22 protein-coding genes are annotated in these 18,254 nt (G+C 67.5%); 13 read left to right on the plus strand and 9 right to left on the minus strand.

Features of this window, described 5'->3' with window-relative positions:
• The first annotated feature begins 55 nt into the window (after window positions 1-55).
• The 4 genes from ffh to B4A39_RS07200 all read left to right on the plus strand — a co-directional run bounded on the left by ffh (window position 56) and on the right by B4A39_RS07200 (window position 3,625).
• Window positions 56-1,606, plus strand: a complete 1,551-nt coding sequence (gene ffh, locus B4A39_RS07185; RefSeq protein ID WP_292034788.1) for a signal recognition particle protein — start codon at window positions 56-58, stop codon at window positions 1,604-1,606.
• A 27-nt stretch (window positions 1,607-1,633) separates the two neighbouring features.
• Window positions 1,634-2,185, plus strand: coding sequence for a 30S ribosomal protein S16 (gene rpsP / locus B4A39_RS07190; protein ID WP_292034790.1), 552 nt, complete (start codon window positions 1,634-1,636; stop codon window positions 2,183-2,185).
• Between the two features lie 105 nt (window positions 2,186-2,290).
• The gene (gene rimM, locus B4A39_RS07195) at window positions 2,291-2,824 is read left to right on the plus strand and encodes a ribosome maturation factor RimM (protein WP_409449575.1); all 534 of its coding nucleotides are present in this window, start codon (window positions 2,291-2,293) and stop codon (window positions 2,822-2,824) included.
• Between the two features lie 81 nt (window positions 2,825-2,905).
• The gene (locus B4A39_RS07200; protein WP_292034794.1) at window positions 2,906-3,625 is read left to right on the plus strand and encodes a glutathione S-transferase N-terminal domain-containing protein; all 720 of its coding nucleotides are present in this window, start codon (window positions 2,906-2,908) and stop codon (window positions 3,623-3,625) included.
• Window positions 3,626-3,670: 45 nt separating this feature from the next.
• Here B4A39_RS07200 and B4A39_RS07205 read toward each other — a convergent pair whose 3' ends face one another.
• Window positions 3,671-3,844, minus strand: coding sequence for a YegP family protein (locus tag B4A39_RS07205; protein WP_114817138.1), 174 nt, complete (start codon window positions 3,842-3,844; stop codon window positions 3,671-3,673).
• Window positions 3,845-4,036: 192 nt separating this feature from the next.
• On the opposite strand from B4A39_RS07205, the gene B4A39_RS07210 reads away from it, so the two are divergent.
• A complete protein-coding gene (locus tag B4A39_RS07210; RefSeq protein WP_292034803.1) occupies window positions 4,037-4,204 on the plus strand; it encodes a KTSC domain-containing protein in 168 nt (55 codons plus the stop codon).
• On the opposite strand, the gene B4A39_RS07215 is transcribed toward B4A39_RS07210, so the two are convergent.
• Window positions 4,164-5,333 carry a benzoate/H(+) symporter BenE family transporter gene (locus tag B4A39_RS07215; RefSeq protein WP_292034806.1) on the minus strand — a complete coding sequence of 390 codons (1,170 nt, stop codon included), beginning with the start codon at window positions 5,331-5,333 and terminating at the stop codon, window positions 4,164-4,166. The two genes, B4A39_RS07210 and B4A39_RS07215, sit on opposite strands and share 41 nt — an antisense overlap.
• Window positions 5,334-5,405: 72 nt before the next feature.
• Here B4A39_RS07215 and B4A39_RS07220 point away from each other — a divergent pair, with 72 nt between their 5' ends.
• Window positions 5,406-5,810, plus strand: a complete 405-nt coding sequence (locus B4A39_RS07220; protein WP_292034810.1) for a VOC family protein — start codon at window positions 5,406-5,408, stop codon at window positions 5,808-5,810.
• Between the two features lie 4 nt (window positions 5,811-5,814).
• Here the strand turns inward: B4A39_RS07220 and B4A39_RS07225 are convergent, their stop codons facing one another.
• Window positions 5,815-6,612, minus strand: coding sequence for an enoyl-ACP reductase FabI (locus B4A39_RS07225; RefSeq protein ID WP_292034873.1), 798 nt, complete (start codon window positions 6,610-6,612; stop codon window positions 5,815-5,817).
• A 132-nt stretch (window positions 6,613-6,744) separates the two neighbouring features.
• Between B4A39_RS07225 and B4A39_RS07230 the strand changes: the two genes are divergently transcribed.
• Window positions 6,745-7,083, plus strand: a complete 339-nt coding sequence (locus tag B4A39_RS07230; protein ID WP_292034812.1) for a DUF2794 domain-containing protein — start codon at window positions 6,745-6,747, stop codon at window positions 7,081-7,083.
• Window positions 7,084-7,153: 70 nt separating this feature from the next.
• Here B4A39_RS07230 and B4A39_RS07235 read toward each other — a convergent pair whose 3' ends face one another.
• Window positions 7,154-7,903 (minus strand): Bax inhibitor-1/YccA family protein, encoded by a 750-nt coding sequence (locus B4A39_RS07235; RefSeq protein ID WP_292034817.1) that lies wholly within the window; start codon window positions 7,901-7,903, stop codon window positions 7,154-7,156.
• A gap of 125 nt (window positions 7,904-8,028) precedes the next feature.
• Between B4A39_RS07235 and thpR the strand changes: the two genes are divergently transcribed.
• From thpR to mmcB, 3 genes are read left to right on the plus strand one after another with little or no spacing between them, the layout of a single operon-like run.
• Window positions 8,029-8,568, plus strand: coding sequence for an RNA 2',3'-cyclic phosphodiesterase (thpR, locus tag B4A39_RS07240; protein ID WP_292034819.1), 540 nt, complete (start codon window positions 8,029-8,031; stop codon window positions 8,566-8,568).
• On the plus strand, window positions 8,565-9,131 hold the full coding sequence (locus B4A39_RS07245; protein WP_292034822.1) for a GNAT family N-acetyltransferase: 567 nt from the start codon (window positions 8,565-8,567) through the stop codon (window positions 9,129-9,131). Before thpR ends, B4A39_RS07245 begins: the two co-directional genes overlap by 4 nt.
• A gap of 26 nt (window positions 9,132-9,157) precedes the next feature.
• Window positions 9,158-9,604, plus strand: a complete 447-nt coding sequence (gene mmcB, locus B4A39_RS07250; RefSeq protein ID WP_292034825.1) for a DNA repair putative endonuclease MmcB — start codon at window positions 9,158-9,160, stop codon at window positions 9,602-9,604.
• 57 nt (window positions 9,605-9,661) lie between these two features.
• On the opposite strand, the gene B4A39_RS07255 is transcribed toward mmcB, so the two are convergent.
• Window positions 9,662-10,216: an ActR/PrrA/RegA family redox response regulator transcription factor gene (locus tag B4A39_RS07255; protein ID WP_292034828.1), complete on the minus strand. Its 555-nt coding sequence runs from the start codon at window positions 10,214-10,216 to the stop codon at window positions 9,662-9,664.
• 50 nt (window positions 10,217-10,266) lie between these two features.
• Window positions 10,267-11,874: an ActS/PrrB/RegB family redox-sensitive histidine kinase gene (locus tag B4A39_RS07260; RefSeq protein WP_409449572.1), complete on the minus strand. Its 1,608-nt coding sequence runs from the start codon at window positions 11,872-11,874 to the stop codon at window positions 10,267-10,269.
• Here B4A39_RS07260 and B4A39_RS07265 point away from each other — a divergent pair.
• The 3 genes from B4A39_RS07265 to B4A39_RS07275 all read left to right on the plus strand — a co-directional run bounded on the left by B4A39_RS07265 (window position 11,855) and on the right by B4A39_RS07275 (window position 14,531).
• Entirely contained in the window at window positions 11,855-12,475 is a 621-nt protein-coding gene (locus B4A39_RS07265) for an SCO family protein (protein WP_292034830.1), read from the plus strand. The two genes, B4A39_RS07260 and B4A39_RS07265, sit on opposite strands and share 20 nt — an antisense overlap.
• Before the next feature lie 96 nt (window positions 12,476-12,571).
• Entirely contained in the window at window positions 12,572-13,852 is a 1,281-nt protein-coding gene (locus B4A39_RS07270; protein ID WP_292034833.1) for a polyhydroxyalkanoate depolymerase, read from the plus strand.
• Window positions 13,818-14,531 carry a M48 family metallopeptidase gene (locus tag B4A39_RS07275; protein WP_292034836.1) on the plus strand — a complete coding sequence of 238 codons (714 nt, stop codon included), beginning with the start codon at window positions 13,818-13,820 and terminating at the stop codon, window positions 14,529-14,531. Before B4A39_RS07270 ends, B4A39_RS07275 begins: the two co-directional genes overlap by 35 nt.
• A 9-nt stretch (window positions 14,532-14,540) precedes the next feature.
• Here B4A39_RS07275 and B4A39_RS07280 read toward each other — a convergent pair whose 3' ends face one another.
• From B4A39_RS07280 to B4A39_RS07290, 3 genes are all read right to left on the minus strand, one after another.
• Entirely contained in the window at window positions 14,541-16,616 is a 2,076-nt protein-coding gene (locus tag B4A39_RS07280; protein ID WP_292034839.1) for a transglycosylase domain-containing protein, read from the minus strand.
• An 85-nt stretch (window positions 16,617-16,701) separates the two neighbouring features.
• Window positions 16,702-17,322: a class I SAM-dependent methyltransferase gene (locus B4A39_RS07285; protein WP_292034841.1), complete on the minus strand. Its 621-nt coding sequence runs from the start codon at window positions 17,320-17,322 to the stop codon at window positions 16,702-16,704.
• A complete protein-coding gene (locus B4A39_RS07290) occupies window positions 17,319-18,242 on the minus strand; it encodes an alpha/beta fold hydrolase (protein ID WP_292034843.1) in 924 nt (307 codons plus the stop codon). Before B4A39_RS07290 ends, B4A39_RS07285 begins: the two co-directional genes overlap by 4 nt.
• Window positions 18,243-18,254 lie beyond the last annotated feature (12 nt).

The following is an 18,254-nucleotide window of genomic DNA, read 5'->3' on the forward strand; positions in this document are numbered from 1 at the left end:
GTCGCCAGAGGTCGTTTCTCTATGGAGGTCAGGGTTCGCGCATGAAAGGTTTTGAATGTTCGAGGCTCTGAACGAGCGGCTGACAGGCGTATTCGACCGGATCACCGGCCGCGGCGCCCTGTCCGAAAAGGATGTCGAGGAAGCGCTGCGCGAAGTCCGCGTCGCCCTGCTCGAGGCCGACGTCGCCCTGCCGGTGGTCAAGGACTTCATCAGCCGCGCCAAGGAACAGGCGACGGGCGAAGAGGTCATCCGTTCGGTCAAGCCGGCCGATCAGGTGGTCAAGATCGTCTATGACGGTCTGGTCGAGATGCTGGGCGGCGAAGAGCCGGTTCCGCTGAACACCAACGCCACGCCGCCCGCCGTGATCCTGATGGCCGGCCTGCAAGGCTCGGGCAAGACTACGACCTCAGCCAAGCTGGCGCTGCGCCTGACCAAGTTCGATCGCAAGAAGGTCATGATGGCCTCGCTGGACACGCGTCGTCCGGCGGCCATGGAGCAGCTGGCGACCCTGGGTCAGCAGATCGAGGTCGCGACCCTGCCCATCGTGGCGGGCCAGTCGGCGGTCGAGATCGCCAAGCGCGCGCTGCAATCCGCCAAACTCCAGGGCTTCGACGTCCTGATCCTCGACACCGCCGGCCGCATCACGCTGGACGAGGCCCTGATGGCCGAGGTGGCCGAGGTCGCTCGCGTCGCCAACCCGGTCGAGACCCTGCTGGTCGCCGACAGCCTGACGGGTCAGGACGCGGTTCGCACCGCCGCGGCCTTCCACGAGCGCCTGCCGCTGACCGGCCTGGTGCTGACCCGCGCCGACGGCGACGGTCGCGGCGGCGCCATGCTGTCGATGCGCGCCGTCACCGGCCTGCCGATCAAGTATCTGGGCGCTGGTGAAAAGGTCGACGCCCTCGACGTCTTCGACGCCCGCCGTGTAGCCGGCCGCATCCTGGGTCAGGGCGATATCGTCGCCCTGGTCGAAAAGGCTGCGGGCGAGCTGGACCAGGCCAAGGCCGAGAAGATGGCCCGCAAGCTGGCCAAGGGTCAGTTTGATCTGGACGATCTGGCCGCCCAGCTGCAGCAGATGAAGAAGATGGGCGGGCTTCAGGGCATCATGGGCATGCTGCCCGGCGTGGCCAAGCTGAAGGCCCAGATGGCCGACAGCAACGTCAACGATAAGATGATCGCCCGTCAGGAAGCCATCATCAGCTCCATGACCAAGGCCGAGCGCAAGAAGCCCGACCTGCTCAACGCCAGCCGCAAGAAGCGCGTCGCCGCTGGCGCTGGCGTCGAGGTTCAGGACATCAACCGCCTGCTGAAACAGCACCGGCAGATGGCCGACATGGTCAAGTCGCTGTCCAAGGGCGGCGGCAAGAACCTGCAGAAGATGGCCGCCATGATGGGCGGTCTTGGCGGAGGCGGCGGCGGAATGCCGGGTCTTCCCGGCATGGGCGGCGGTCCCGACATGGCTCGCCTGAAGGCCCTGGGCGGCGGCAAGATGGCCGAACCCAGCGCCGACGAAATGAAAGCCATTCAGGACCGGCTCGCCGGACTGGGCGGCGGACAACTTCCGGGAGGCCTTCCGGGCCTGCCGGGCTTCCCGAAAAAGAACTGATTTCGACTTTCTAGAAAGAGACTGAAAATGCTGAAGATTCGTCTGGCCCGCGGCGGCGCCAAGAAGCGCCCCTATTACTACATCGTCGTGGCTGACTCGCACGCTCCGCGCGACGGCAAGTTCATCGAGCGCGTCGGCAGCTACAACCCGATGCTGCCCAAAGATAGCGCCACGCCGCGCGTCGTCCTGAAGGCCGACCGCATCTCGGAATGGCTGGCCAAGGGCGCCCAGCCGACCGACCGCGTCGCGCGCTTCATCAGCCAGTCGCAAGACGAAGTCCTGGTCGGCAAGGTGACCTGGACCCAGTCGAACAACCCGAACAAGGGCGCCCCGGGCAAGAAGGCCCAGGAACGCGCCGCCGAGCGCGCCCAGCGCGAGGCTGACCGTCTGGAAGCTGAAGCCGCCGCCAAGGTCGAGGCTGCTGAAGCCGCCGCCCGCGCCAAGGAAGAAGCCGCTGCCGCTGCCGAAGCCGCCAAGAACGCCCCGGCTGCTGAAGAAGCTCCGGCTGAAGCTGCTGCTGAGGAAGCCGCCGCTGAAGCACCGGCTGCTGAAGCGACCGAAGACAAGGCTGAAGGCTAAGGCCTTTGGTTTCCCGGTTCCGGCCGGGATGCGGAAATGGAAAGCAGCGCCCGATCCCGGGCGCTGCTTTTCTGCTATCTGGCGCGTGGAAATGCGAAACGGAGCCTGTCGATGAGCGACGAAAACAAGATGATCCTCGTCGCCCAGATCGGCGGCGCTTTCGGCGTGAAGGGCGAGGTGCGCATCACCGCCTTCACCGCCGATCCCATGGCCCTGATGGCCTATCAGCCCCTGCTGAAGGCCGACGGAACGCCGGCCCTGACATTGCTCTCGGCGCGACCGGACAAGGCGGGCGTGGTGGCCAGGGTCAAGGAGATCGCCACCAAGGAACAGGCTGACGCCATGCGCGGCCAGAAGCTGTTCGTGCCGCGCGACCGTCTGCCCGAACCGGAAGAAGACGAGTTCTACCTGACCGATCTGGTGGGACTTGAAGCCCGCGATCTGGACGACGTGGCGGTCGGCACGATCAAGTCTGTGCAGAATTTCGGCGCTTCGGACATGCTGGAGATCGCCCCGAAGGAGGGCGGTCCGACCTGGTATCTGCCCTTCACCCGCGAGGCGGCGCCGGACCTGCGCATCGCCGACGGCTGGCTGCGCATCGTGCGTCCGACCGAGGTGGACGAGCGCGACGAGGCCTGATCGACCGCCACCGCGCCGGTGGCTATTGCGACGCGCGGTCGGGCTTCCAACATGGAAGACTCAACCCGCCCGGAGCGCCCCATGGCCGACCTGTCCGCATTCCCGATCACCCGCCAGTATCCAGCCCAACATCCGGACCGGCTGCAGCTCTATTCCTTGCCGACCCCGAACGGGGTCAAGGTCTCGATCCTGCTGGAAGAGCTGGGTCTGAGCTATGAGCCGCATCTGGTCGACATCACAAAGAACGAGACCTGGACGCCCGACTATCTGTCGCTGAACCCCAACGGCAAGATCCCTGCCATCATTGATCCGGACGGCCCGGCCGGGAAGCCCCTGGCCCTGTTCGAATCCGGGGCCATCCTGGTCTATCTGGCGGAGAAGACCGGGCGCTTCCTGCCCGCTGATGCGGCGGCGCGTTACGAGGCCCTGCAATGGGTCTTCTTCCAGATGGCGGCGATCGGCCCGATGTTCGGGCAGGTCGGCTTCTTCCACAAGTTCGCCGGGCGTGAGTATGAGGACAAGCGTCCGCGGGACCGCTATGTCGCGGAATCGCGTCGTCTGCTGGGGGTTCTGGAAGGGCGTTTGGCCAATGAGAGTGGAGCGCCGCGCGACTGGATCATGGGCGACGACTACACCATCGCCGACATCGCCAGCCTGGGCTGGGTGCGCAATCTGATCGGCTTCTATGAGGCGGGCGATCTGGTCGGGTTCGCCGACTTCCCGCACCTGGCGGCATGGCTGGAGCGGGGTCTGGCCCGTCCGGCGGTGCAGCGGGGGCTGAACATCCCGGCGCGGCCGTAAGACGAGACAGCGGGGGCGGGCGAAGGCGCCGCGCCCCCGCAGAACTCAGACTTCTTCGGTCGGGGCGTCGCCGACATGCTTCTTGATCGACTCGATCGCGCGCTTGGCGCCCGACTTGTCGGAATAGCCCTCGGTCGAGAAGATGATCTCGGAATTGTACTTGAACCGGACGCGGAACTCGCCGGCCTTGTCCTGATAGACTTCGAACTTGTGCGCCATGGTCGCCTCGCTGTTCAGGCCGGGGAGCGGCCTATGGTCAAGCTGCCACAGGCAGGCTGGCGGTCAATCGTGATCAGAACACAGGCGTGTGAACGGAGCCGCTGGCACGCCGGCTCGTTACGGCTTCATGTCCTCCACCGTCATCCGCCTCTACAGCTATGACGAGACCGCGCGCAGGCTAAGGTAAGTTTCGTGTCCGGCGCGGTCTATGACTACGACGACGTGCCGCTCGAACTGGTCGAAGAACTGGCTGAGGCCGAGTCCAAGGGGCGGTTCTTCGGGGCTCATATCCGGGACCACTTCCGCTATCGCAGGGTGATCAGCGCGGCCGGATCCAGCGGCGCGCGGCCAGGGCCGTAAAGCCTGCCGCAAGGCCCCAGAAAGCGGAGCCGACCCCGAACAAGGCGACGCCCGAAGCCGTGGCGGCGAAGGTCAGCACCGCCGCCTCGCGGTCCTCGGTCACGCTCATCATGCTGGTCAACGAACCGGTGAGAGGCGCGATGAGGGCTAGGCCGGTGATTACCGCTAGCGCGCCGGTCGGCATGGCGATGAAGAGCCCGGCCAGCGGCGCAGCGAACAGGGCGACCACCAGGTAGATCAGGCCGTAGATAACGCCGACGGTCCAGCGCTGGTCCTGATCGGGATGAGCCTCGGGACCAGTGCATATGGCGGCGGTGATGGCGGCGAGATTGACCCCGTGGGCGCCGAAGGGGGCCAGAAGCGTGCTGGTCAGACCGCCCCAGAAGATCAGCTTGCCGGCGGGCGGGGCGTAATCCGCCGCCCTCAGCACCACCAGGCCCGGCAGGTTCTGCGAGGCCAGGGTCACCAGATAGAGCGGCAGGGCCAGGCTGATCGCGGCCTTCCAGTCAAAGGCGGGTATCACCGGCGACAGTTCGCCGAACAGGCCGGTTCCGGCGGGCAGGCCGACCTGACCGCGCAGGGCCAGAACGGCGAAGGCCGCGACCAGAACCGCGGGCAGGGCCCAAGCGGGGGCGACCCGGCGCATGATCAGGAAGACGGCCAGCAGGCCCGCCGCCAGCGCCATGTCTGTCGGGAAGACGAGGAACAGCTTCAGACAGAAGGGCAGCAGGACGCCCGCCAGCATGGCCGAGGCGATGGCGGCGGGGATGCGCTCGGCCAGCCGCCCCAGCGCCGGGATCAGCCCGGTTAGCACCATCAGCAGCCCGGCGATGACGAAGGCGCCGACGGCGGTTGACCAGCCGAGGCCCAACGTCGAGGCCGCCAGCAGGGCTGCGCCCGGCGTGGACCAGGCCAGGACGACCGGCATCTTCAGCCGCCAGCTCAGCACCGCGCCAGGCAGGCCGATGCCGAGGCAGAGCGCCGTGACCATGGAGATGATCTGGGCGGGCGAGGCCCCCAGCGTCTGCCCCGCCTGCACGACCAGGGCCACTGTGCCGCCGAAACCGATGACGGTCGCCACGGCGGCGGCGGAGAAGCTGGCGAGGGGCGGCAGGCGCAAGGAACTCATGGCTGGACGTTAAGCGGAGCGTCCGCGTATCGCAAAGAAGGAACCGGCTGCGCGTGTTTCCGTTTGCCGGTCATGCTGGATCACACTGGAATCGTCGTCTCGGATCTGAAGGTTGCTCGCCGCTTTTATGATGCTGTGGCGGGCGCTCTGAAATTGCAGACGAAGAGCAACTCGCCGGAGTCGTTCCTGTTCGGCCACAGCGCCGGGCAGCCGATCCCCTATCTGTGGATTGGAACCCTGCGGCCTTCCTATTGGGTGGAAGGATCGCGCGCCGGGTTGAATCAGATGCACGTCGCCTTCGTCGCCGAGGACAAGGCGATGGTGGACGGCTTCTATCAGGCGGCGCTGGCGGCCGGCGGCCGCGACAACGGCGCGCCCGGCCCCCGTGAAGGGGCCGGGGACTACTACGGGGCTTTCGTGCTGGACCCGGACGGCAACAATATCGAAGCCTGCTGCCGGGGCTCAGCGGCCGGTTGAAGACTTAGCCTTCGACGTCGTCCGGCAGGCCGACGGCGTGGAAGCCGGCGTCGACGTGGACGACTTCACCCGTGGTCGAGCGGCCGAGGTCCGAGCACAGCCACAGGGCGGCGCCGGCGACGCCTTCCATCGAGGTCTCTTCCTTGATCAGCGAGAACTGCGCCGACTTGGAGTGCAGGCCGCGTCCGCCCGAGATGCCGGCCAGCGACAGGGTGCGCATGGCGCCCGCCGAGATGGCGTTGACGCGGATGTTCTTCGGACCCAGGTCGCGGGCGATATAGCGGGTCGCGGCTTCCAGGGCGGCCTTGGCCACGCCCATGGTGTTGTAGTTGGGGATGACCCGTTCCGAACCCAGGTAGGTCAGGGTGATCATCGATCCGCCGTTGGGCATCAGCCTGGCCGAACGCTTGGCCACATCGACGAAGCTGAACGCCGAGATGTTCATGGCCAGCAGGAAGCTGTCGCGGGTGGTGTTGTCGACGAAGGAGCCCTTCAGCTCGTCCTTGTTGGCGAAGGCCACCGAGTGGACGACGAAGTCGATCGTGCCGAACTCCTTTTCCAGCTCCTCGAAAGCCTTGTCCATCGAGGCGTCGTCGGTGACGTCGGCCTGGATCAGCAGCTTGGCGCCGACGCTTTCGGCCAGGGGGCGCACGCGACGCTCAAGCCCCTCGCCGAGGTAGGTGAAGGCCAGCTCGGCGCCCTGGGCGGCCAGCTGCGAGGCGATGCCCCAGGCGATGGAACTGGAGTTGGCCACTCCCATGATCAGGCCCTTCTTGCCCTTCATCAGGTCGCCGGTGGGCATATCCCAGCCTTCGCTCGTCGCCATGGGTCGTCTCCGTATCTGAACTTGATCCGCCTTTTGGACGCGTGGCGGGCAGGTGACAAGTCGCGGCGCCGCTGGCGTTCGGCGCGGGCCGCCTTAAGTTGAAGGACGATGAGTCTTGATCCGCACAGTTCAGACGCCCCGCAAGCCGGTCCGGTCTTCTTTGATCGGCAGGAGTTGGGGCTGGTGTTGCGGGTCTATGGCCGCATGGTCGCCGCTGGCGAATGGCGCGACTACGCCATGATCGGCCACAAGGAGGTGGCGGAGTTCGCCATCTTCCGCCGCTCGGGCGACGCGCCGCTTTACCGGATCGAAAAGCGTCCGGCGCTGCGGTTGAAGCAGGGTCAGTGGGCCGTGATCGGCGAGGGCGGCCACGTGCTGAAGCGTGGGCGAGACCTGGCCCAGGTGCTGCGGGTGTTCGACAGCCGCAAGTTCAGCGTGGTGGAATAGAGAAAGCCCCGACGTTTCCGCCGGGGCTTTCGATCTTTTGGGCCTATCGCGCTTGCGCGCTACCTGAGGCCTATTCCCGGCTGCCGCCCATGAAGGCCAGCAGGAACTGGAACAGGTTCACGAAGTTGATGAACAGGCTCAGGGCGCCGAAGCCCGTGGCCACGCCCATGGCTTCCTGGTTACCGCCGAGCGCGTAGTAGGTCATCTTCAGGCGCTGGGTGTCATAGGCGATCAGGCCCGAGAAGATCAGGACGCCGAGCGCCGAGATGATCAGGTACAGCGCGCCCGACTGCATGAACATATTGACGATCGAGGCGATGATCAGGCCGATCACGCCCATGATCAGGAAGCTGCCCATGGCGGTCAGGTCCTTCTTGGTCGTGTAGCCGACCAGGCTGAGGCCGGCGAAGGCCGCTGCCGTGACGAAGAAGGTCGAGGCCAGCGAACCGCCGGTGTAGCGCAGGAACAGGACGCCCAGACCCGCGCCGATGGTCGAAACCACGGCCCAGTAGAGCAGGTTCACGCCCTTGGCCGTCGGGTTCTTCATGAAGAACATCGAGCCGAACAGCAGGACCAGCGGCGAGAACTGTATGATCATGCCCAGCAGGGTCAGGCCGATGCGGCCGTCGTCGGTGCGGGCGAACAGCAGTTGTTGCACGGCCGGCACGTTGCCGGTGACGTAGGCGAGGACGCCCGCGACCACGAGGCCGAGGGCCAGCTTGTTGTAGACGCCGAGCATGAAGGCGCGCAGACCGGCGTCGACGGACATGTCCGCCGACTGCGGAAGCGGGCGCGCATAACCGTTGTTGAAGTCGCTCATCGCGAAAGTAGTCTCCCAAGTGGACGGCAAATGCCGACCTTGACCGGAAATATCGGGACGGACGCTCCGCCTTGCAAGGAAAACCCGTCTTCCGAACGGTCGTTCCGCCCGCTACCAAGGGTCGCATGCTGCGTCTGTTCACCGCCATCTCGATCCCCGAAGACGTCGCCGAGACGCTTCAACGCCGTCAGTCCGGCCTGCCGGGCGCGCGCTGGCGGCCGCTGGACGCCCTGCATGTGACCCTGGCCTTCTATGGCGAGGCGTCCGAGCGCACGGCGGATGACCTGGCCTCGGAACTGAGCCGAGCCGAGGGCGGCGGGGCATTCGAGATCACCCTGAACGGCGTCGGGGCTTTCGGCGACGCCCACCGCACCCATACCCTGTGGGCCGGTCTGGAACGCTCGGAGCCGTTGAATGTCCTGGCCGGGCGCTGCCGCTCGGCCGGCGAGAGGGCGGGCGTGCCGCCGGAGAAACGCGAATACCGGCCCCATGTGACGCTGGCCTATCTGAAGCCCCAGGCGAACCCGGATCGCATCGGGGCCTGGATCGCGGGCCACAACCTGCTGCATTCGCCGCCGATCCGGGTGGACCGCTTCGGCCTCTATTCCAGCGTCCTGACCGGCGACGGCAGCGTCTATTCTCTGGAACGGGAGTACCTGCTGTGATCGAGCGTCCGACCTCTTCTCTGGGACCGACGCTGGAGACTGAGCGCCTGTTCCTGCGTCCGCCGACGCTGGAGGATTTCCCGCGCTGGGCCGACTTCATGAGCGATCCCGAAACGACCCGCTTCATCGGCGGGGTGCAGTCGAAGCACGAGGTCTGGCGCGGCATGGCGGCGGTGGCGGGCATGTGGGCCCTGCACGGCGAAGGGATGTTCTCGCTGATCGAGAAGGCGACGGGGAACTGGATGGGCCGGATCGGACCGCTTCATCCCTATGACTGGCCGGGTCGCGAGGTGGGGTGGAGCCTGCACCGCGACGCCACGGGCAGGGGCTATGCTGTCGAGGCTGCGGCGGCGACCATGGACTACGCCTTCGACATGTTGGGCTGGACGGACGTGATCCATTGCATCGACCCGGATAATCGCGGCTCGGAAAAGGTGGCGCGGCGGCTGGGTTCGACCAATCGCGGTCCTGGAACCATGCCGCCGCCGTTCCAGCATCACCCTGTCAATCTGTGGGGCCAGACGCGGGAAGCGTGGCGCGAGAACCGGCAGCGCTTGCGATAGGAACATAGGCGGAACATAAAGGCGACATGGCCGCCTCCGCGCTTCATCTCGAACTGGTCTTCAGCCGCCCTGAGACCACCCTGTCGGTGACGCGGGGCGCGGCGCGATTGATGCTGGACATGGGCTACGCGCCCCTGCTGGAGGTCTGTCTGCCCAACGGCAGGCGCGCCGACGTCATGGCTCTGGGGCCGAAAGGCGACATCGTCATCTGCGAGGTGAAGTCGGGCGTCGACGACTATCGCGTCGACCGCAAATGGCAGGAATACGGACCCTATTGCGACGCCTTCTACTTCGCCGTGGCGCCGGAGTTTCCGCAAACGGTACTGCCCGACGAACCCGGTCTGATCGTGGCTGACGGCTTCGGCGGGGCGGTGGTGCGTGAGGCGCCCGTCACGCCGCTGGCCCCGGCACGCAGGAAGGCGCTGACTCTGGCCTTCGCGCGGCTAGGCGCGCTCAGGACGATGCGGGACTAGGGCCTTACCGAGTTCTCAATAGCGCAGAAGGCCCCTCAGCCGCCGAAATGGCGCGCTCTATCGAGGCGCGCGCTTGGCCAAAATCCGTTGCAGGGTCCGGCGGTGCATGCCCAGGCGGCGGGCGGTTTCCGAGACATTGTGGTCGCACAGCTCATAGACCCGCTGGATGTGCTCCCAGCGCACCCGGTCGGCGCTCATCGGGTTTTCGGGCGGCTCGGGGGCTTCGCCGACCGAGAGCAGGGCCTTGACCACGTCGTCAGCGTCGGCGGGCTTCTGCATATAGTCGACGGCGCCGGCCTTGACCGCCGCGACCGCCGTGGCGATGGCGCCGTATCCGGTCAGCATGACGATGCGAGCGTCCTCGCGGCGTTCGCGAATGGCCTCGACCACCTTGAGGCCGTTGCCGTCCTCCAGCCGCATGTCCAGCACGGCGAAGGCAGGGACCGAGACGCGCAGGGCGTCGCTGGCCTCGGCCACCGACCCCGAGAGGTTCACGTCGAAGCCGCGCGCCTCCAGCGCCCGGCCCAGCCGGGTGCGCAGCGCCGCGTCGTCGTCGAGCAGCAGCAGGGTCTTGTCGGGCAGGGTGGCGATACGGGCTTCGAGTTCGGACATTCAGTTCTCCTGACCTTCAGGTCGTGCGTCCGCGCGGCATGGTCAAGGTTTTAGCTCCCGACTGCGACATCAGGTTCCACCTGGGACCCCGGCGCCTGAAGATCGGGCTCGGCGACTTCCAGCGCCTGTCGCGGCCAGCGGACGGTGACGCGGGCCCCCCTCGGCTGGCCCTTCTCGCCGTCTCCCGCGCCGACCGAGACCTTGCCGCCGCTGCGTTCGAGCAAGGTGCGGGCGATGAAGAAGCCCAGTCCCATGCCGCCCTGGCTGGGGGCGATGGGGGCGGTGATCGGGGGCGGTGCGGCGGCCCTGCGGCCGGCCTTGCGCGGGGTGTCCGAGGCGGCGGCGATCTGGGCCGCCAACGCGCGGCGGGCCTTGGCCTGGGGGCGGCTGGTCACATAGGGCTCGCCCAGACGGGGCAGGATTTCGGACGAAAAGCCGGGACCGTCGTCGAGAATGTCGATCTCGATCCAGCCCGCGTCGACGATTGCCGTGACGCGCACCCGGCTGTTGGCGAAGTCGGCGGCGTTTTCGATCAGGGTGGACAGGCCGTGGATGACCTCGGGCAGGCGGTGGACGCGGGGCAGGGGCTGGCCGGGCGGGACCTTCACGGCAGTCTGGAAGTCCAGATCAAAGCCGCGGTGCGGTTCGACCACCTCTTCCAGCAGGGCCTTGAGGTCGACGTCGGCGTAGAGGGCGTCGCCCTCCTCGGGCTGGGCTGACAGCTGTTTCAGGATGTCACGGCAACGCTCGGCCTGCTGCAGCATCAGGGCGGCGTCCTCGGCCACGGGGCTGTCGGGCGGCGAGGCGCGCAACAGTTCCTTGGCCACCACCTGGATGGTCGCCAGCGGCGTGCCCAGTTCGTGGGCGGCGGCGGCGGCCAGGCCGCCCAAAGCCGCCAGCCTCTGCTCGCGTTGCAGCACGTCCTGGGTGGTGGCCAGGGCCAGTTCAAGCTTCTCGGCGTCGGCGGCGACCTTCCAGGCATAGCCCGAGGTGAAGAGGACGCCGGTGGCGAGCGCCAGCCCCATGCCGAAGCGATAGAGGGGTGGCAGGACCAGATGCTCGTGCAGGCGCCAAGGCAGGGGCAGGGACCAGGAGAAGAGGACCGCCAAAGCGATCAGGGCCATGACGCCCAGGACCAGTGCCTGACGCGACGGGAGCGAGGCCGCGGCGATGGTCACCGGCGCGACCAGCAGCAGGCAGAAGGGATTGTCCAGGCCCCCGGTCAGGGCCAGCAAGGTCGCTAGCTGCAGGATGTCGAAACCCAGTTGGGCCGCGGTCTGCGGCCCGTTGGGCAGGCTGCCGTCGATGCGCCGCGCCCGCGCCATGGTCGCCAGGTTCATCACCACCCCGGCGCCGATGGTCAGCAGGCACTCCCATAGAGGTAGAGGGAAGTGCAGGGCGAAATAGGCGGTCAGGATGGCGCAGGTCTGGCCGAATACGGCCAGCCAGCGCAGCACGATCAGGGTGCGCAGCGACAGACCGCGCCCGCGTCGCGGCCGCTCGCGCAGGGCCTCCATGGCGCCGGGGCGGCCCGCGACCTTCACGGCCTGCGACAGGGAGGGGGCTTCTGTGCTGTTCACGCCTCTTCTATAGACCGTCAAGCTGACGGCCGCATCCTCGCCGTCCGAGGAGAAGTCGATGCCGCGTCGTCCTGTCATTCTGTTCGCCGCCGCCTGTGCGGTCATCGCCTTGGCCCTGGGCCTGATCACCATGGTCGTGGTCAAGGGCCGCGAACAATCGGCCCAGGTGGCCGAGAGCGGAACCGGCCAGCCGAGCGTCGGCGGTCCCTTCACCCTGACCAATCAGGACGGGCAGGTCGTCGACCAGTCGATCCTGAACGGCAAGTGGACCCTGGTCTTCTTTGGCTTCACCTACTGCCCCGACTACTGCCCGACCACGCTGGGCGTTCTGAATGCGGTGCAGGAGCGCATGGGCGACAAGGCCAAGGATCTGCAGATCGTCTTCGTCAGCATCGACCCCGAGCGGGACACGCCCCAGTTGCTGAAGGACTATCTGTCGTCGGACGGCTTCCCCACGGGCGTCGTCGGCCTGACCGGCACACCGGAACAGACGGCCCAGGTCGCCAAGGAATACCGCGCCTTCTACCAGAAGGTCGGCGAGGGCGAGACCTATACGATGAACCACAGCCTGACCGTCTACCTGATGGGACCGGATGGCCAGTTCCGCAGCGCTGTGGCGCACGACCTGGGGCCGGACCGCACCGTCAGGCTGATCGAAAACGCCATGGAGCGCGGCTGATCACCTTTCCCTGATCGAGGGCGACCTTGGTCTGTTTTGCGTCGAGATGCGTTATATGCTGCACTGCCGCATCGGCGGGGGCCGCATCGGGGTTTCATGCTCTACGCATTTCACGAACTCGCCTACCATTCGGCGACGCCGTTCCGGATCGGAGCCCAGATGGCCCGGCAGTTCTGGACGTCGCCCTTCAATCCCGCCTCCGACACGGCCATCGGCCGCACGGCCTACGCCTCGGCCGAGGTGTTCGAGAGCCTGACGCGGCGCTACGGCAAGCCGGCCTGGGGGCTGGAGACGCTGGACGTCGACGGTCACGCGGTGCGCACGACCGAGCAGGTGGTCTGGTCCTCGCCCTGGTGCCGGCTGGTCCGCTTCAGGCGGGATCCTGGTGATCTGAAACGGGCGGGCAAGCCTGTTGACGCGCCCGCCGTCCTGATCGTGGCGCCGCTGTCGGGCCACTACGCCACCCTGCTGCGCGGCACGGTCGAGGGCTTCCTGCAGGACCATGACGTCTGTGTCAGCGACTGGGAGAACGCCCGGCAGGTGCCGGTTCTGGAAGGCCGATTCGACTTCAACGACTACATCGACCACGTCCGGGCCATGCTGACCGCCATCGGGTCGCGCGCTCATGTCGTCGGCGTCTGCCAGCCGGGACCGCCGGTTCTGGCGGCCTGCGCGGTCATGGCGGCCGAGAACGACCCGAACCGGCCCGCCTCCATGACCTTCATGGGCTCGCCCATCGACGCCCGCCTGTCGCCGACGGTGACCAATCAACTGGCTGAGGAAAAGCCCTTCACCTGGTTCAAGTCGAACATGATCCACACGGTGCCCTGGCCCTATCCGGGCTTTGGACGGCGGGTCTATCCGGGCTTCGTCCAGCTCTACAGCTTCATGTCGATGAACGAGGACAAGCACATCGACGCCCATCGTCGCTACTTCGAAAGCCTGGTCGACGGCGACGGCGACGGGGTCGAGAAGCACGAGCAGTTCTACGACGAGTATCTGTCGGTGCTGGACCTGACCGAGGAGTTCTATCTCCAGACCATCGACATCGTTTTCCAGCAGCACCTGCTGGCGCGGGGCCTTCTGGAGCATGGGGGCAAGCGCGTGGACCTGTCGGCCGTCACCGACATCGGCCTGGCCACGGTCGAGGGCGAGAAGGACGATATCTCCGGCGTGGGTCAGACCCAGGCCGCGCACGGTCTGACGCCGAACATCCCTGACGAGCGACGCCTGCTCTACGTCCAGCCGGGCGTGGGCCACTACGGCGTCTTCAACGGCCGCCGCTTCCGCGACGAAATCTATCCGCGCGTGCGCGACTTCATCGCCCAGAACGAGAGCCTGAGTGCAGTATCGGAACGGCCAGCGGCTGCCGCTTGAGGGCGGAGGCGCCCTTCGCCTGTCGGTGAATCCCCGCGCACGCAGGCTGTCCATCCGGATCGACGCCCGCGCCGGCGAAGCCGTGGCCGTGGCTCCGTCCGAGCGACGGCTGACCGAGGTCGTGGCCTTTGCGCGCACCAAGTCGGACTGGATCAGGGATCGCCTGGCCGCGAGGGTCGTGGGCGCCCCCTTGGAGCCCGGCGGCGAGGTGTCATGGCTGGGGCGGATCGTGCGGCTGGAAGCGGTCGGCGGGGCCGGGGCGGCGCGTCTGGTCGAGACGCCGGAGGGGCCGGTGATCCGCTCGGGCGGTGAAGGCGAGGCCTTCTCACGCCGGGTCGAGAACTGGTTCAAGCGCGCGGCGCGTGAGTTTCTGGTCGCGCGCACCGAGGTGCACCTGAAATCGCTGGGTCAGAAACCGGTCAAGGTGTCGATCGTCGACACCCGTTCGCGCTGGGGCTCGTGCAGCCCGCACAACCGTTCGATCCGCTATTCGTGGCGCGTGATCATGGCCCCGTCAGAGGTGGCTGACTATCTGGCCGCGCACGAGGTCGCCCACCTGGTCCACGCCGACCACAGCCCGGCCTATTGGGCGGTGGTGCATAGACTGGTCGGCGACCATCGGCCCTTCCGCCAATGGCTGCGCGACCACGGCGCGGCGCTGCACGCCGTGGGGCGCTAGGGCGATCCTCTAGAAGAAGACGGCTTCCGGCCTGTTTTCGCCCCGGGGGCTTTCCTTGGGCGCCGGCTGGGGGGAGGTGGGCCGCACCACCGGCTGATCATTGGGCAGGGGCGCGGGGGTCGGGATCGGCTGCCCATCGACGATGGCCGGGCCCGGCTCGCTGTCCACGGGTTGAGCGTACGGGTCCTGGACCTGGCCCATCATGTCGCCGATCGGGTCGGGCGCGACCCAGCCCTCGGGCAGGGGCGGGCCGTTGGGGATGGGCTGGACCGCCAGCTTGGGCAGGGCCGCCTCCATGAAGCCCCGCCAGATGGCGGCGGGGGACGAGCCGCCGGTCACGCCGCGCATGGCCTTGTTGTCGTCTTTGCCGACCCAGACGGCGGCGACGAAGCCGCCGGTGTAGCCGACGAACCAGGCGTCCTTGTAGTCCGAGGTCGTGCCGGTCTTGCCGGCGATGTCGCGCCCGCCGATGGCGGCCGAGCGACCGCTGCCCGAGGTGATCACACCGCGCAGCATCTGGTTCATGTAGTAGAGCGACGGATTGTTGATCGCCTGACCGTTCTCGCCGGCGCCGTGGCTGTAGATGACGCGACCCGACGGCGTGCGGATGCGGCTGATGCCATAGGCCCGGACCCGCTTGCCGCCGTTGGCGAAGGCGTCATAGGCCTGGGCCATCTCCAGCGGGCTGACCTCGACGGCGCCCAGGGCCATGGAGGGTTGCAGGCCGATCTCGCTGGTGACGCCCAGGCGGCGCGCGGCGCGGGCCACGCTGTCGCGGCCGACCTGATCGGCGACATAGGCGGCGACCGTGTTGGTGGATTGGGCCACGGCCTGGGCCAGGGTCATCTGGCCTGAGAAGTTTCCGGAATAGTTGCGCGGCGACCAGCCGCCGATGGTCACGGGCTGGTCCACGACCGGCGTGGTCGGGGTGTAGCCGGCCTCGACCGCCGCCAGATAGACGAAAGGCTTCCACGCCGAACCGGCCTGACGACGGGCGTCGGTGGCGCGGTTGAACTGGCTGTCGGCGTAGGAACCGCCGCCGATCATGGCGCGGACCCGGCCTTCGCCGTCCAGCGCGACCAAAGCGGCCTGTTCGACTCCCCGGCCCTTGTCACGGTCCAGGGTGCGGCGCACGGCGCGCTCTGCGTCGGTCTGCAGGGTCAGGTCCAGAGTGGTTTCGACCACCATGTCCTCGGTCGGTTCGCCGACCAGGCCGCGGATCTGCTTGTCCAGCCAGTCGATGAAATACTGGGCGTGCTGGCTGGCCAGGGTGCGCGAGACGCGGACAGGCTCGGCCACGGCCGCCTCGCGTTGCGCGGGGGTGATGGCGCCGACCTCGACCATTTCATTCAGCACAACATTGGCGCGGGTGGCGGCGCGCTCGCTTTCCGACACCGGGGAGTAGCGCGAGGGCGCTTTGAGCAGGCCGGCCAGCAGGGCGGCTTCGCCCACCGTCAGCTTGTCGGCGCTCTTGTCGAAGTAGCGCTGAGAAGCGGCCTCGATGCCGTAGGCGCCGGCGCCGAAGTAGACCCGGTTCAGGTAGAGGGCGAGGATTTCCTTCTTGGTGAACTTCATCTCCAGCCAGACGGCCAGCATCAGTTCCTGAACCTTGCGCTTCATGTTCTGATCGGGCGTCAGGAACAGGTTCTTGGCCAGCTGCTGGGTGATGGTGGAGCCGCCCTGCACCACGCGACCGGCCTTGAGGTTCAGCGCCATGGCGCGGCTCATGCCGATCGGGTCGAAACCGGGGTGGTGGTAGAAGCGCCGATCCTCGATGGCCACGAAGGCGGCTGGGACATAGTCGGGCAGGGCGTCCAGATCGACCGGCGGAGCCATCTGGGTGCCGCGCACCGCGATCAGGGCGCCGGAGCGGTCCAGGTAGGTGATCGAGGGCTGGCGCTCGACGTCGTAAAGGGTCGAGGTGTCCGGCAGATCGCGCGCGAAAATGGCGAAGAAGACGACCGCGAAGATCAGGCCCCAAACCGCCAGCACGGCGCCCCAGTAGAGCAGGTTGCCGAGGAAGGACCGACGCTTCTTGCCGCCGCCTTGCTCATTGCGGTCAGGTCCGCCGTCTTTACGCGCCATGAAAGTCCCTCTTGCAGCGACGAGACCCTAGCCGGTCACGCGGCCGCAGAAAACGCCCCGCTTGAGTTCACATGAGCGTGAGCATCTATTTCGCCGAAAGAATGGCGCGCCGGGCCAGCCAGACGCCTTGAGCCCCGCTGTTCTCGACGGTCAATCCAGCCCCGGTCAGCACGAGGCGATAGACCTCAGGCGCCAGGCTGCCGTGATAGAGCGGCTCTCCGCACCACTCGCCGATCGCCTCGCCGTGGGCGGGGCCGGCTGTGAACATCAGCTGCCCGCCCTCGCCCACGCGGGCGGCGAGCGCGGGCAATACGTGAACCTGCGCCTCCGGCGTCAGGTGAAACAGGCTGTGCCAGGCCAGCACGCCGTGGAAGTCGCCCTCTGGCAGGCCGTCGCGCATGTCGCCGAGGCGCCAGTCGCCTGCTGGCAGGGTCCGGCGGGCATGGTCGATCAGGCCGGGCGAGGCGTCCAGGCCGATCACGTCGAAGCCGCGCCTCAGCAGGGCCGCGCCCATGGGCCATCCGGAGCCGCAGCCGACGTCCAGAACGCGCCCGCCGGACGGCCAACCCGCCGTGAAGCGATCCAGCCAAGCGACCTCGTCCCAGTCTCCCTCGTGCTGACGCAGGACGGCGCCCCGGTCACGGATCCAGTCTGCGGCCTTGTCCTGATACAGACCGACGATCCGATCTGCGGCGGGATGGGTCACTTCGTCAGGAAGGCGTCGAGGTCGGTGTAGAAGGCCTGAGGCTGATCCAGCATGATGAAGTGGGCGCTGTCGTCGATGCGCTTCAGCTGGGCGCCCGGCAGGGTCGCGAACGACATCTGATAGATGGTGTCGGTGATGGCGTCGGTCATGCGCGGGTCGTTGAACTTGACATACAGCACCTCGACCGGGGCGGTGATCTTGGACAGTTCCGGGCGCAGATCGGTGACGATCAGTTCACGGAAGGCGGCGGCGGAAACCTGCTGGTCGCTGGTCTCGGCGTCCTGCAAGGGACCGGCGCGGGCGGCCTCGGTATTGATCATGCCGGTGACGGCGGCTTTGGCCTGGGTCAGATACTGGTCGCGCGGTGCGGTCGACTGGGCGGTGAAGATCTGGTCAGCGATGGGCGCGACGCCTTCCGCCGTGGTTCCGGGCGGACCGAACATGGCGCCCATGAAGGGGACCATGTCCACGACCATCAGCTTGCCGACCAGATCGGGATGCCGCGCGGCCAGCATCATGCCCATGGTGCCGCCCATGGAGTGGCCGACGACGGCGGGCTTGTTCAGCCCCTGCTCCCGGATGTAGCGGGCGATCTCCTCGGCCACGGGAGCGGCGACCGCACCACTGGCGTTGCCCTTGGCCGGCGCGCCGGCGAAGCCCTGAACATGGACGCGGTGGACGCGGTAGGCGCCGTTCAGATGGTCGACCGTTCCCTGCCACACGGCGGGCGAGGAGCTGAGGCCGGGGATGAAGATGACGTCCGGGCCTTGGCCCTCGACGGCGACGTGGATACGGTCGGAGGCGAAGGGGGCGTGGGCGTGGCCGTGAGCGGCATGGTTCACATGGCCATCTTGAGCGAGCGCGGCCGGGGCCGAGGCGAGAACCAGAAGGGCGGCGGCGAAGGCGGTGCGATGTTTCATGGCGTGGCTCCC

The sequence above is a fragment of the Brevundimonas sp. UBA4553 genome (assembly GCF_002387245.1).
Lineage (GTDB): Bacteria > Pseudomonadota > Alphaproteobacteria > Caulobacterales > Caulobacteraceae > Brevundimonas.

Bases quoted from the DNA above. Each gene is read 5' to 3' on its own strand.
- mmcB (WP_292034825.1), top strand. From the start codon at position 9,158: ATGGCCGCCTCCGCGCTTCATCTCGAACTGGTCTTCAGCCGCCCTGAG.
- B4A39_RS07255 (WP_292034828.1), bottom strand. From the start codon at position 10,216: ATGTCCGAACTCGAAGCCCGTATCGCCACCCTGCCCGACAAGACCCTG.
- rpsP (WP_292034790.1), top strand. From the start codon at position 1,634: ATGCTGAAGATTCGTCTGGCCCGCGGCGGCGCCAAGAAGCGCCCCTAT.
- B4A39_RS07205 (WP_114817138.1), bottom strand. From the start codon at position 3,844: ATGGCGCACAAGTTCGAAGTCTATCAGGACAAGGCCGGCGAGTTCCGC.
- B4A39_RS07270 (WP_292034833.1), top strand. From the start codon at position 12,572: ATGCTCTACGCATTTCACGAACTCGCCTACCATTCGGCGACGCCGTTC.
- B4A39_RS07280 (WP_292034839.1), bottom strand. From the start codon at position 16,616: ATGGCGCGTAAAGACGGCGGACCTGACCGCAATGAGCAAGGCGGCGGC.
- B4A39_RS07230 (WP_292034812.1), top strand. From the start codon at position 6,745: ATGAGTCTTGATCCGCACAGTTCAGACGCCCCGCAAGCCGGTCCGGTC.
- B4A39_RS07200 (WP_292034794.1), top strand. From the start codon at position 2,906: ATGGCCGACCTGTCCGCATTCCCGATCACCCGCCAGTATCCAGCCCAA.
- B4A39_RS07260 (WP_409449572.1), bottom strand. From the start codon at position 11,874: ATGACAGGACGACGCGGCATCGACTTCTCCTCGGACGGCGAGGATGCG.
- B4A39_RS07220 (WP_292034810.1), top strand. From the start codon at position 5,406: ATGCTGGATCACACTGGAATCGTCGTCTCGGATCTGAAGGTTGCTCGC.
- ffh (WP_292034788.1), top strand. From the start codon at position 56: ATGTTCGAGGCTCTGAACGAGCGGCTGACAGGCGTATTCGACCGGATC.
- B4A39_RS07215 (WP_292034806.1), bottom strand. From the start codon at position 5,333: ATGAGTTCCTTGCGCCTGCCGCCCCTCGCCAGCTTCTCCGCCGCCGCC.
- thpR (WP_292034819.1), top strand. From the start codon at position 8,029: ATGCTGCGTCTGTTCACCGCCATCTCGATCCCCGAAGACGTCGCCGAG.
- B4A39_RS07225 (WP_292034873.1), bottom strand. From the start codon at position 6,612: ATGCCCACCGGCGACCTGATGAAGGGCAAGAAGGGCCTGATCATGGGA.
- B4A39_RS07265 (WP_292034830.1), top strand. From the start codon at position 11,855: ATGCCGCGTCGTCCTGTCATTCTGTTCGCCGCCGCCTGTGCGGTCATC.
- B4A39_RS07235 (WP_292034817.1), bottom strand. From the start codon at position 7,903: ATGAGCGACTTCAACAACGGTTATGCGCGCCCGCTTCCGCAGTCGGCG.
- B4A39_RS07290 (WP_292034843.1), bottom strand. From the start codon at position 18,242: ATGAAACATCGCACCGCCTTCGCCGCCGCCCTTCTGGTTCTCGCCTCG.